We start from the raw sequence: 12,019 nt of genomic DNA, 5'->3' as shown, positions 1-12,019 counted from the left end.
CGGCCTGTCTTCAACAAAGTGTTGACGCATCTCGGGGAAGCTCTTAGCTTTCGGGTGTGACTAGCAGCGCTCCACCGGGCCTGGCCCGGTTCAACGCGACGGACCGGCCGGACGTGGCCGCGCTGCTGCACACGGTGTGCACCAGCCGGGCCTGGGGCGCGGCGGTGGCCGACGGGCGGCCGTACCGCCACGTGGACGCCCTGCTCGACGCGTCCGACGCGGCCATGGCCGGGCTGACCGGCGCCGATCTCGCCGAGGCCATGGCCGGGCATCCGCCCATCGGGCGGCCGACGCCGGGCGACGCCACCTCGGCGCGCGAGCAGAGCGGGGTGAGCGATGCCGCCGACGAGCTGCGCGCGGAGCTGCTGGAGCTGAATCTCGCGTATCAGGAGCGCCATGGCCACGTCTTCCTGATCTGCGCCACCGGCCGTACCGGCGAGGAGATGCTCGCCGCACTCCGCCGCCGGATCGACAACGACACCGGCACCGAACGCGAGATCGTCCGCACCGAACTGGGAAAGATCAACCGCATCCGGCTGACCCACCTCGTGACCGCGGAAGCGGCGGAAGGAGAGCGGTGATGGCGACCGCCACCTCCGTGTCCACGCATATCCTGGACACCAGCCAGGGCCGCCCGGCCCCCGGCGTTCCCGTCGAGCTGTCGGTGCGCCCCGCGGGCGACGCCGACTGGGTGGCGCACGCCGCCTCCCGCACCGACCCGGACGGCCGGTGCAAGGATCTGCCCGCCCTGCCCGAGGGCACCACCCACGTACGGCTGCGTTTCGAGACCGAGTCGCGCGGGCCCTTCTTCCCGGAGGTGACGGTCGTCTTCGCCGTCGAGCCCGGCGAGCACTACCACGTGCCGCTGCTGCTCACCCCGTTCGGCTACTCCGTATACCGAGGGAGTTGAGCCCGATGCCCATGCTCGGCCAGAACCAGTACGGCAAGGCGGAGACCCGTGTGGTCCGGATGGTGCGCGACGGCGACGTCCACCACATCAAGGACCTGAACGTCTCCGTCGCGCTCTCCGGCGACATGGCGGACGTCCACCGCCACGGCGACAACACCGGTGTCCTGCCGACCGACACCATGAAGAACACGGTGTACGCCTTCGCCAAGGAGCGCGGCATCGCCACCGCCGAACACTTCGGCATCGAGCTGGCCCGCCACTTCGTCGGCAGCCAGGAGACGATCCGTACCGCCCGCGTCCGGATCGAGGAGTACGCCTGGGAGCGCATCGAGACCGGCCGCCGGGCCCGGCACTCCTTCGTCCGCGCCGGGCAGGAGACCCGTACCGCCCAGGTCCGCTACGACGGCCGGGACTGGGAGGTGCTCTCCGGCCTCCGCGACCTCACGGTCATGAACTCCACCGACTCCGAGTTCCACGGCTTCGTCAAGGACCCGTACACGACCCTGCCGGAGGCGCGCGACCGCATCCTCGCCACCGATGTGCACGCCCGCTGGCGCCACGGCTGGAGCGACGCCGCGCGGCCGGAGCCGGACTGGGACGCCGCGTACGAGGGGGCGCGCGCCGATCTGCTGGCCGCGTTCGCCGAGACGTACTCGCTCTCGCTCCAGCAGACGCTGTACGCGATGGGTGCGCGCGTTGTCGAGCGGCGTTCCGGGATAGACGAGGTACGGCTCTCGCTGCCCAACAAGCACCACTTCCTGGTCGACCTCGCGCCCTTCGGCCTCACCAACGACAACGAGGTCTACTTCGCCGCCGACCGGCCGTACGGGCTCATCGAGGCCACCGTCCTGCGGGACGGCGCCGAGTCCAGGATTCCCACCGACTGACCTCTGGAGGGCTCCGCCCCGTGAACCGCACCGACCGCACCGACTGCGTCGACCGCATCGTCATCGAGGACTGCGCCATCGCGACCGTGGACGCGCAGGACACCGAGCACGCCTCGGGCCATGTCGTCGTCGCGGGCAACCGCATCGAGTCGGTGGGCCCGGGCCCCGCGCCGCGGGGCCTGGACGGGGTGGCGCGCCGGATCGACGGCACCGGCCATCTCGTCACCCCGGGCCTGGTCAACACCCATCACCACTTCTACCAGTGGCTCACCCGCGGCCTCGCCCAGGACCACAACCTCTTCGACTGGCTGGTGGAGCTCTACCCCACCTGGGCCCGGATCGACGAGCCGATGGTGTACGCCGCCGCGCGCGGCTCGCTCGCGATGATGGTGCGCGGCGGCGTCACCACCGCCATGGACCACCACTACGTCTTCCCGCGCGGCGCGGGCGATCTGCTGGGCGCCGAGATCCGCGCGGCGCGCGAGCTGGGCGTGCGGTTCACCGCCGCGCGCGGCTCCATGGACCTCGGCAGCTCGGACGGCGGACTGCCGCCGGACTTCGCCGTCGAGACCACCGAGGACGCCCTCTCCGCCACCGAGGAGGCCATCGACACCCACCACGACGGCTCGTTCGACGCGATGCTGCGGATCGCCGTCGCGCCCTGCTCGCCGTTCTCCGTCACCACCGACCTCATGCGGGAAAGCTCCGAGTTGGCCCGCCGCAAGGGCGTGCGGCTGCACACCCACGGCTCGGAGACGGTCGAGGAGGAGAAGTTCTGCCACGAGCGGTTCGGGATGGGCCCCACCGACTACTTCGCGGACACCGGCTGGCTCGGCGAGGACGTGTGGATGGCCCACTGCGTCCACATGAACGACGCCGACATCGCCGCCTTCGCCCGCACCGGCACCGGCGTCGCCCACTGCCCGTCGTCCAACGCCCGGCTCGCCGCCGGGATCGCCCGGGTGCCGGACCTGCTCGCCGCGGGCGTGCCGGTGGGGCTCGGGGTGGACGGCACCGCCTCGAACGAGTCCGGCGAGCTGCACACCGAGCTGCGCAACGCGCTGCTGATCAACCGGCTCGGCGACCACCGCGAGAAGGCGCTGACGGCCCGCCAGGCGCTGCGGCTCGGCACCCACGGCGGGGCCAGGGTGCTGGGCCGTGGCGACGAGATCGGGTCGCTGGAGCCGGGCAAGCTGGCCGATCTGGTGCTGTGGAAGCTGGACGGCATCGGCCACTCGACGATCGCCGACCCGGTCGCGGCGCTGGTGCTGGGCCCGGCGGCGCCGGTGACCCTGTCGCTGGTGAACGGCGAGCCGGTGGTGGAGGCGGGGCGGCTGCTCACCGCCGATGAGGACGCCATAGCGCGCGACGCGCGGGACGAGGCGCGGCGGTTGGCCCGCATCGCCGCGGAGGGGTGATACATCGGAGGGGTGGGATGGTCCGAGGGCTTATCCGGCGCTGTTGCGGCGCCCGTGGCGCTTTATGCCCCGTTGACATCCCACCTTTGCGGTTCTAGGTTCCGGTACGCGGCTGGCCAGCCCTCCTGTCCGACCACCCACGAGCACAGGAGCCGCCATGCGTGTGCCCGCACGGGCGTTATCCCTGTCCGGCCTGTCCCGAGGTCTGAGCCTGCTGCTCGGCCTGTTCCTGGCGATGACCCTCACCGGCCCGTCCGCCACCGCCGAACCCGCAACCGCCGTACCCGCAACCGCCGAACCCGGTCCCGGCACCGACTACGCGTCCGACGACCCGTTCACCTCCGCCCGCACCAGCTGGTGGCGGCAGGACCGGTTCGGGATGTTCATCCACTTCGGCGCGTACTCCCAACTGGAAGGCGAGTACACCCGCGCGGACGGCACCGTGTGCCGGGACGCGGAGTGGATCAAGCGGAACTGCCAGATCCCGATGAGCGAGTACGAGGACATGGCGCAGGGCTTCGATCCCGCGTCCTTCGACGCGAAGGCGGTCGTCAAGGCGGCCAAGGACGCCGGTCAGCGCTACATCGTCATCACGTCCAAGCACCACGACGGATACGCGATGTGGCCGACGAAGCAGAACACCTGGAACCTGCGCGACCACTCCTCGTTCGACAAGAAGCGCGACATCCTCGCCGAGCTGAAGACCGCCGCCGACCGGGCCGGGATCAAGCTCGGCTTCTACTACTCGATCTGGGACTGGCACGACCCCGACTTCGCGGACCCGGCGACCTTCCCGAAGTACCGGGAGCGGATGTATGCGCAGCTCAAAGAGCTGATCGACGGCTATGACCCGGCGCTGCTGTGGTTCGACGGCGAATGGGACGCGGACAACCCCACCAACACCTGGTCCCCGAAGGACGGCGAGCAGCTCGAGGCGTATCTGCGCGGTCTCGACCCGGATCTGGTCATCAACAACCGGGTCGGCAAGCGCCGCGTCGTGGACGGCGACTACGGCACCCCCGAGCAGGAGATCCCCGGCTCCCAGGTCGCCGGCCAGCTCTGGGAGTCCTGCATGACCCTCAACGGCCACTGGGGATTCGCGAAGTACGACGAGAACTGGAAGTCGCCCCGGACCCTCGCCCGCAACCTCCTCGACATCGCAGGGCGCGGTGGCAACTACCTGCTCAACGTCGGCCCCGACAAGCTCGGCCGGATACCCCAGCCGTCCGTCGACCGGCTGCGCGACATCGGCTCCTGGCTGCGGACGTCCGGGCAGGGCCGGGCCGTGTACGGCGCGGGGAACGCCGGGCTGGTGGCCGAGCCCGGATGGGGCTCGGTCAGCCGGTCCGGGAACACGCTCTACGCGTCCGTGACCTCCTGGCCCGCCGCCGGACAGCCCCTCCACCTCACCGCGCGGGCGCCGTTCGAGGTGACCCGGGCGCGGGTGCTGGGCAGCGGTCGGAAGGTCGCGGTCGCGGCGGCCGGGGACGGCTTCGACCTCACCCCGTCCGGCGGGGCGGTCAACGACATCGCGTCGGTGATCGAGCTGACCGTCAAGCCGTCCGGGGCGTCCGTGCCCCCGGGCCGGGGGACGGGGCTGCGGCAGGAGGTGTTCGCGAACGACACCTTCACCGGGCCGCCGGTCGTCACCCGCACCGACCGCACCGTCAACCACGCCTGGCGGACCGCCGGTTCACCGGACGTCCGGGTCCCGGCCGACCGCTTCAGCGTCCGCTGGACCGGCTCGCTGGTGCCCCGCCACAGCCAGACGTACACGCTCACCACCGTCTCCGACGACACGGTACGGGTGTGGATCGACGGCACACTCGTCATCGACAGCACCACGCCGCACACGGCGAAGGTCGACAAGGCGACCGTCGACCTGCGGGCCGGGCAGCGCCACGCCATCAAGATCGAGTACACCGAGCAGACCGGCGAGGCGCATATGAAGCTGCTGTGGTCCAGCCCGGACCAGCCGCAGCAGATCGTGCCGCGCACCCAGCTCTCCCCGTCGTAACGCACACACGAGAGGGCCCCGGGTCGTGCTCCTTGGATTCCAGGGGTCCTCGCAACTCCCACAGATCACGGGTGTTGCGAGGACCGTTAGAACCCAAGGTGTCCCGGGGCCCTCGTCGTGCGCAGTGCTCAGCCCAGCAGCTCGTACGCGGGCAGCGTCAGGAACTCCGCGTAGTCCTCGTCCAGCGCGACCTTCAGCAGCAGATCGTGGGCCTGCTGCCAGCGACCCGCCGCGAACGCCTCCGGGCCGACCTCCTCGCGGATCGCGGCCAGCTCCTCGGCGGCGACGGTGCGCACCAGGTCGGCGCTCGCCTTCTCGCCGTTCTCGAAGACCACTCCGGCATTGATCCACTGCCAGATCTGGGAGCGGGAGATCTCCGCGGTGGCGGCGTCCTCCATCAGGTTGAAGATGGCGACGGCGCCCAGTCCGCGCAGCCACGCCTCGATGTAGCGGGTGCCGACCTGGACGGCGTTGCGCAGGCCGTCGAAGGTGGGCTTGGCGTCCAGCGAGGCGATGTCGATCAGCTCGGCCGCCGTGACCCGGACGTCCTCGCGCAGCCGGTCCTTCTGGTGCGGACGGTCGCCGAGGACCGCGTCGAACGATGCACGGGCGACCGGGACCAGATCGGGGTGGGCGACCCACGAGCCGTCGAAGCCGTCGTTCGCCTCACGGTCCTTGTCGGCCCGCACCTTGTCGAACGCGACCGCGTTGACCTCGGCGTCCCGGCGCGAGGGGATGAACGCGGCCATCCCGCCGATCGCGTGGGCGCCCCGCTTGTGGCAGGTGCGCACCAGCAGTTCGGTGTAGGCGCGCATGAAGGGCGCGGTCATCGTCACCGCGTTGCGGTCGGGCAGGACGAAGCCGGCGCCCGCGTCGCGGAAGTTCTTGACGATGGAGAAGAGGTAGTCCCAGCGGCCCGCGTTGAGCCCGGAGGCGTGGTCGCGCAGCTCGTACAGGATCTCGTCCATCTCGTACGCGGCCGTGATCGTCTCGATGAGCACGGTGGCGCGGATGCTCCCTTGCGGAACGCCCACGTAGTCCTGCGCGAAGACGAAGACGTCGTTCCAGAGGCGGGCCTCCAGGTGCGACTCGGTCTTCGGCAGATAGAAGTACGGGCCCTTGCCCTGGTCGAGCAGGCGGCGCGCGTTGTGGAAGAAGTACAGGCCGAAGTCGACCAGACCGCCGGGCACCGCCCGGCCCTCCGCGTCCCGCAGATGGCGCTCGTCCAGGTGCCAGCCGCGCGGCCGGGCGACGACGGTGGCCAGCTCCTCGGCGGGGCGCAGCACATAGCTCTTGCCCTCGGGGGTGGCGAAGTCGATCCGGCGCTCATACGCGTCGGTCAGATTCAGCTGGCCGCCGATCACATTCGCCCAGGTGGGCGCGGAGGCGTCCTCGAAGTCGGCGAGCCAGACCCTGGCGCCCGAGTTGAGCGCGTTGATCGTCATCTTGCGGTCGGTGGGACCGGTGATCTCCACTCGGCGGTCCTGGAGGGCGGGCGGGGCCTCGGCCACGCGCCAGTCCGGGTCCTCGCGGATGTGCGCGGTCTCCGGAAGGAAGTCCAGCGTGCTCGTACGGGCGATCTCGGCCCGTCGCTCGGCGCGGCGCGCGAGCAGCTCGTCGCGGCGAGGGGTGAAGCGGTGATGCAGCTCGGCCAGGAAGGCCAGGGCCGCGTCGGTCAGCACCTCTCCCTGACGCTCCAGTGGCTCGGCGTCGACGATGGCCAGCGGGGATGGCGCCGGTGCGGACATGGGCGTTCACTCCTCAGTCGATAGCGATTCTGGATATTAGTTTCCTCATCGTGGAAGTTCAATCGGGTGTCGGTGTGAGACACGCTGCACAGCGTGGGCGCCTCACCGCAGCAGCGCCAGATCCTCCGGGGTGTCGATGTCGTCCACGCGGGCGATGTCCGCGCAGTCGACCCGGATGATCTCGGCCTGATGTTCCCTCAGATACGCGCGTGCCCCGCGATCCCCCTGCGCACTCGCCGCGACGTCCGCCCAGCGGTCCGCGCCGAACAGCACCGGATGCCCCCGCTCGGCGCCGTACGCCGCCGTCACCAGGCTGTCCGCCGGGCTCCCCGCGTCGCGGCAGGCGGCCCGTACGCGGGCCACCGCCGGTGCCCCGATCCCGGGCTGGTCCACCAGCGTGACCAGCGCCGCGCGCGCCCCCGTACCGCTCAGCGAGGCCAGCCCGGCCCGGAGCGAGGTGCCCATGCCGTCCTCCCAGTCCGGGTTGTCGACCAGGACGCACCCCGGTAGCTCGGCCCGCTCCCGCACCGCCCCGGCGGCGGCGCCCAGCACGATGTGCACCGGTGCGCAGCCACCCTCCAGCAGCGCGCGCGCCGCGTGCTCCACCAGCGGCCTGCCCCGGTACTCCAGCAGCGCCTTGGCCCGCCCGCCCAGCCGCCGTCCCCCGCCCGCCGCCAGCAGCAACCCGGCGACCTGCGCATTGTCATCAGTGGTGCGATCCATGGCCCCTGCTTACCGCACCGGGGCGCCGCGTGGACGGTTCATCCCAGCCGGTCTGATTTTCGCTCTCCGTATGGCGCACTGCGCACACGGTGGCGTTAACTGATCCGCAGCCCCTTGTGTCCGATTCGACGTCCGGAGGGGCAGGGGAGAGGGAGGGCGGGCTCGTGCAGCCGCGCGCGAGGGGGAGAAGGGCCGTGTTGTCCGACGTGGAGGGCGCCGCAATGGCGTGCACCGAGGAAGACCCGAGGGTGGCGGAGCTGCGCCGTGCCGTGGCCCGGCTCAGGCGTGACCTGGCGGCCCACCCGGCGGAATTACCGGATCGGGCGATCGCGGACGACGAGCTGGCCGCGCTGGACGCCATGGCCCGCACCGGCACCCCCGAACTGCACCGCCTCCGCCGCTCCCTGCTCCTGGTGGCGGGCGCCCTGGGCTCGGTCAGCGCCCTGAATCCGGCGCTGCGGGCGGTCCGCTCGGCGATCGACCTCTTCGGTACGGTGGCGCGCTAGCTGTTTCCTCAGGTCCCGTCCGTGCTGGCGAGCGCGGCCGACAGGTCGGCGGCGACCTCCTTCAGGACCGGCACGATCTCCTGCGTGGCCTCGTCGGTCACCCGCCCCGCCGGGCCGGAGATCGAGATGGCGGCCGCCGTCGGGGAGTCCGGCACGGGCACCGCCAGGCAGCGCACGCCCATCTCCTGCTCGTTGTCGTCCACCGCGTACCCCGTCTCGCGCACGCGGTGCAGCGCCTCCAGGAACGCGTCCGGCGAGGTGATCGTCTTCGCCGTCGCGGCGGGCATGCCGGTCCGGGCCAGCAGGGCGCGTACCTCGTCCGGGGGCGTGCTGGCCAGCAGCGCCTTGCCGACGCCGGTGCTGTGCGGCAGGACCCGCCGCCCGACCTCGGTGAACATGCGCATGGAGTGGCGGGAGGGCACCTGGGCGACGTACACCACCTCGTCCCCGTCCAGCAGCGCCATGTTCGCGGTCTCGCCGGTCTCCTCCACCAGGCGCGCCAGATACGGCCGCGCCCAGGTGCCCAGCAGCCGGGCCGAGCTCTCGCCGAGCCGGATCAGCCGGGGGCCCAGCGCGTAGCGGCGGTTGGGCTGCTGGCGTACGTAGCCGCAGGCCACCAGCGTGCGCATCAGCCGGTGGATGGTGGGCAGCGGAAGGCCGCTGCTGCCGGAGAGTTCGCTCAGCCCGACCTCGCCCCCGGCGTCGGCCATCCGCTCCAGAAGGTCGAAGGCGCGCTCGAGGGACTGGACGCCACCGGCACTGGCGGCGGCGGTCTTGGACTCGGCGGACGGCACGTCGGCGTTTCCTTTCGCAGCGGGCAGCACCGGTCTCGCGCCCGCGTCGGATATCGCGGCCGACCGGCCAACGGAAGCCTACCGGTCCCTCTCGGCGCCACGTTCTACGTATCGAAAATCCACTTTCATCCTACGGAATCGAACGGGGGTGCCGGAAAGTCTTGACCAGATTGGAGGAGAAGGGAAGACTTCGAGCGGAAAACTTATTCCGTGTTACGGAAATATCGAGGGGAGTAGGGGTGCCCGAGCTGGACCCGGGACCGGACCCGGACCTGGTACTGCGTTCGACGCGCGTGATCACCCCCGACGGCCCGCGCGCCGCGTCCGTCGCCGTGTCCGCCGCAGAGGGCCGCATCCTGGCCGTCCTGCCGTACGACACCGCCGTCCCGCCGGGGGCGCGTCTCGACGACCTCGGGGACGACGTCCTCCTCCCCGGCCTCGTCGACACCCACGTCCACGTCAACGACCCCGGCCGCACCGAATGGGAGGGCTTCGCCACCGCCACCCGCGCCGCCGCGGCCGGTGGCGTCACCACCCTGGTCGACATGCCCCTCAACAGCATCCCGCCCACCACCGACGTCGAGGCGCTGGAGGTCAAGCGGGCCGTCGCCCGCCGCGCGGCCCACATCGACGTCGGCTTCTGGGGCGGCGCGATCCCCGGCAACACGGCCGACCTGCGGCCGCTGTACGACGCCGGGGTCCTCGGCTTCAAGTGCTTCCTGCTGCACTCCGGCGTGGACGAGTTCCCGCACCTCGACCCGGCTGGACTCGAGGCCACCCTCGGCGAGATCGCGGGCTTCGGCGGGCTGCTCATCGTCCACGCCGAGGACCCGCAGCTGATCGAGAGCGCCCCGCCGCCCAGCGGCCCGCGCTACGCCGACTTCCTCGCCTCCCGCCCCCGCGCCGCCGAGAACCGGGCCATCGAGGGCCTGGTCGACCTCGCCCGCGAGCGGGACGCCCGGGTCCACATCCTGCATCTGTCCTCCGCGGAATCCCTGCCGCGCATCGCCGCCGCACGCGCCGAGGGCGTCCGGATCACCGTCGAAACCTGCCCGCACTTCCTCACCCTCACCGCCGAGGAAGTCCCCGACGGCGCCACCGAGTTCAAGTGCTGCCCGCCGATACGCGAGGGCGCCAACCGGGACGCGCTGTGGCAGGGCATGGGCGACGGCACCATCGACTGCGTCGTCTCCGACCACTCGCCCTGCACCGCGGACCTGAAGACCGACGACTTCGGGCAGGCCTGGGGCGGCATCTCCTCCCTCCAGCTCGGCCTGCCCGCCATCTGGACCGAGGCCCGCCGCCGCGGCCACACCCTCGCGGACGTCGTGCGGTGGATGTCCACGGCCCCCGCCGCCCTGGTCGGCCTCCGCCAGAAGGGCGCCATCGAGGCGGGCCGGGACGCCGACTTCGCGGTCCTGGCGCCGGAGGAGACCTTCACCGTCGACCCCGCCGCCCTCCACCACCGCAACCAGGTCACCGCGTACGCCGGGAAGACGCTGCACGGCGTCGTACGGTCCACCTGGCTGCGCGGCCACAAGATCGCCGACCACGGCGCACCGACCGGCCCCCTCCCCACGGGCCGACTCCTGGAAAGGCAGCCCCGCGTATGACCGCGCCGACCCCCCGTTTCACCGGCGACGCCCACCCGTACGGCGGCGGCGACCCGTACGCCGACTACCGCACCGCCGACTTCGCCTTCACCCACCTCCCCGACCTCGCCGACCGGCGGCTCGGCGGCAGCGTGACCGCGGCCAACGACGAGTTCTTCGCCGAGCGCGAGAACCTGCTGCGGCCCGGGGCGCCGCACTTCGACCCCGCGGACTTCGGCCACAAGGGCAAGGTCATGGACGGCTGGGAGACCAGGCGCCGCCGCGGGGCCTCCGCCGACACCCCGCACCCCACGGACGAGGACCACGACTGGGCCCTGATCCGGCTGGGCGCGCCCGGGGTCATCCACGGCATCGTGGTCGACACCGCCCACTTCCGCGGCAACTACCCGCAGGCGGTGAGCGTGGAGGCCACCTCGCTGCCGGGCACCCCGTCCCCCGCGGACCTGCTCGCCGACGCCACCGAGTGGACGACCCTCGTCCCCCGCACCCCCGTCGGCGGCCACGCGGCCAACGGCTTCCCCGTCTCCGTTCCCCGCCGCTTCACCCACCTGCGCCTCAAGCAGCACCCCGACGGCGGCATCGCCCGCCTCCGCGTGCACGGCGAGGTCGTCCCCGACCCGGCCTGGCTCACTCGGCTCGGCACCTTCGACCTGGCCGCCCTGGAGAACGGCGGCGCGGCCGAGGACGCCTCCGACCGCTTCTACTCCCCGCCCGCCAACTCCATCCAGCCGGGCCGCTCCCACAAGATGGACGAGGGCTGGGAGACCCGCCGCCGCCGCGACCGGGGCAACGACTGGGTCCGCTACCGCCTCACCGAACAGGCCCTGATCCGCGCCGTCGAGATCGACACCGGCTGCTACAAGGGCAACTCACCCGGCTGGGCGGCCCTGTACGGCCGCGACACCACCACGGACGCGGACGCCCCCTGGGCCGAACTCCTGCCCCGCACCCCCCTCCAGCCGGACACCGTCCACCGCTTCCTCCTCGACCAGGCCCCGCCGGTGACCCACGTCCGCATCGACATCTACCCGGACGGCGGCATAGCCCGCCTCCGCCTCCACGGCTCCCTGACGCCCGAGGGCGCGAAGCGGCTGGCGGCGCGGTACGGGGAGCTGGGCTAGGGGTGTCTTGTCGATCAGGCCGGATCAGCGAGCGGCGTCTGGTGCAGGGGGCACCTCCCAGCGGTAGCTGGGGGAGCATCGCAAGCCGCGTGAGGAGGGCGCAGCGGTGCTGCGCGCGACGAGCGCGGGGCCGCGAGGTGCCGTGCCAGGCGTCGGGAGCCCGGCATGATCGGCGAGACACCCCCCTAGAAGATCACTGAAAATGTTGGGGGTTTTGGCCCCGGCCCGGCAGGGTTGGGGCCAGTCTTGTAGGCATGCAGGGTGAATGGGCCGGGGAGATGG

At 71.9% G+C, this 12,019-nt stretch carries 11 protein-coding genes; 8 read left to right on the top strand and 3 right to left on the bottom strand.

Going from position 1 to position 12,019, the window contains the following annotated elements; translation table 11 throughout:
• Positions 1 to 56: 56 nt before the first annotated feature.
• From uraD to LCH29_RS13040, 5 genes are all read left to right on the top strand, one after another.
• Complete coding sequence (gene uraD, locus LCH29_RS13060) at positions 57 to 581, top strand: 2-oxo-4-hydroxy-4-carboxy-5-ureidoimidazoline decarboxylase (RefSeq protein ID WP_446461875.1); 525 nt, start codon at positions 57 to 59, stop codon at positions 579 to 581.
• Entirely contained in the window at positions 581 to 910 is a 330-nt protein-coding gene (gene uraH / locus LCH29_RS13055; protein ID WP_446461874.1) for a hydroxyisourate hydrolase, read from the top strand. The genes uraD and uraH overlap by 1 nt, the downstream gene beginning before the upstream one ends.
• Positions 911 to 915: 5 nt before the next feature.
• Complete coding sequence (gene pucL / locus LCH29_RS13050; RefSeq protein WP_446461873.1) at positions 916 to 1,797, top strand: factor-independent urate hydroxylase; 882 nt, start codon at positions 916 to 918, stop codon at positions 1,795 to 1,797.
• 20 nt (positions 1,798 to 1,817) lie between these two features.
• Positions 1,818 to 3,215 carry an 8-oxoguanine deaminase gene (locus LCH29_RS13045; protein WP_446461872.1) on the top strand — a complete coding sequence of 466 codons (1,398 nt, stop codon included), beginning with the start codon at positions 1,818 to 1,820 and terminating at the stop codon, positions 3,213 to 3,215.
• 157 nt (positions 3,216 to 3,372) lie between these two features.
• Positions 3,373 to 5,232 (top strand): alpha-L-fucosidase, encoded by a 1,860-nt coding sequence (locus LCH29_RS13040; protein WP_446461871.1) that lies wholly within the window; start codon positions 3,373 to 3,375, stop codon positions 5,230 to 5,232.
• 128 nt (positions 5,233 to 5,360) lie between these two features.
• Here LCH29_RS13040 and aceB read toward each other — a convergent pair whose 3' ends face one another.
• Both aceB and LCH29_RS13030 read right to left on the bottom strand, forming a co-directional pair.
• The gene (gene aceB / locus LCH29_RS13035; RefSeq protein WP_446461870.1) at positions 5,361 to 6,980 is read right to left on the bottom strand and encodes a malate synthase A; all 1,620 of its coding nucleotides are present in this window, start codon (positions 6,978 to 6,980) and stop codon (positions 5,361 to 5,363) included.
• A gap of 102 nt (positions 6,981 to 7,082) precedes the next feature.
• Positions 7,083 to 7,703, bottom strand: a complete 621-nt coding sequence (locus LCH29_RS13030) for a nucleotidyltransferase family protein (protein WP_446461869.1) — start codon at positions 7,701 to 7,703, stop codon at positions 7,083 to 7,085.
• A gap of 221 nt (positions 7,704 to 7,924) precedes the next feature.
• On the opposite strand from LCH29_RS13030, the gene LCH29_RS13025 reads away from it, so the two are divergent.
• Positions 7,925 to 8,209, top strand: a complete 285-nt coding sequence (locus LCH29_RS13025; protein WP_446462076.1) for a DUF5955 family protein — start codon at positions 7,925 to 7,927, stop codon at positions 8,207 to 8,209.
• An 8-nt stretch (positions 8,210 to 8,217) separates the two neighbouring features.
• On the opposite strand, the gene LCH29_RS13020 is transcribed toward LCH29_RS13025, so the two are convergent.
• On the bottom strand, positions 8,218 to 9,030 hold the full coding sequence (locus LCH29_RS13020) for an IclR family transcriptional regulator (protein ID WP_446462075.1): 813 nt from the start codon (positions 9,028 to 9,030) through the stop codon (positions 8,218 to 8,220).
• 212 nt (positions 9,031 to 9,242) lie between these two features.
• Here LCH29_RS13020 and allB point away from each other — a divergent pair, with 212 nt between their 5' ends.
• Together allB and alc are read left to right on the top strand one after the other, a co-directional pair.
• Positions 9,243 to 10,616, top strand: coding sequence for an allantoinase AllB (gene allB, locus LCH29_RS13015; RefSeq protein ID WP_446461868.1), 1,374 nt, complete (start codon positions 9,243 to 9,245; stop codon positions 10,614 to 10,616).
• Positions 10,613 to 11,737 carry an allantoicase gene (alc, locus tag LCH29_RS13010; protein ID WP_446461867.1) on the top strand — a complete coding sequence of 375 codons (1,125 nt, stop codon included), beginning with the start codon at positions 10,613 to 10,615 and terminating at the stop codon, positions 11,735 to 11,737. Before allB ends, alc begins: the two co-directional genes overlap by 4 nt.
• Positions 11,738 to 12,019 lie beyond the last annotated feature (282 nt).

The organism is Streptomyces sp. BRA346 (genome assembly GCF_052851135.1).
This window is presented reverse-complemented; position numbering and strand designations above follow the sequence as displayed.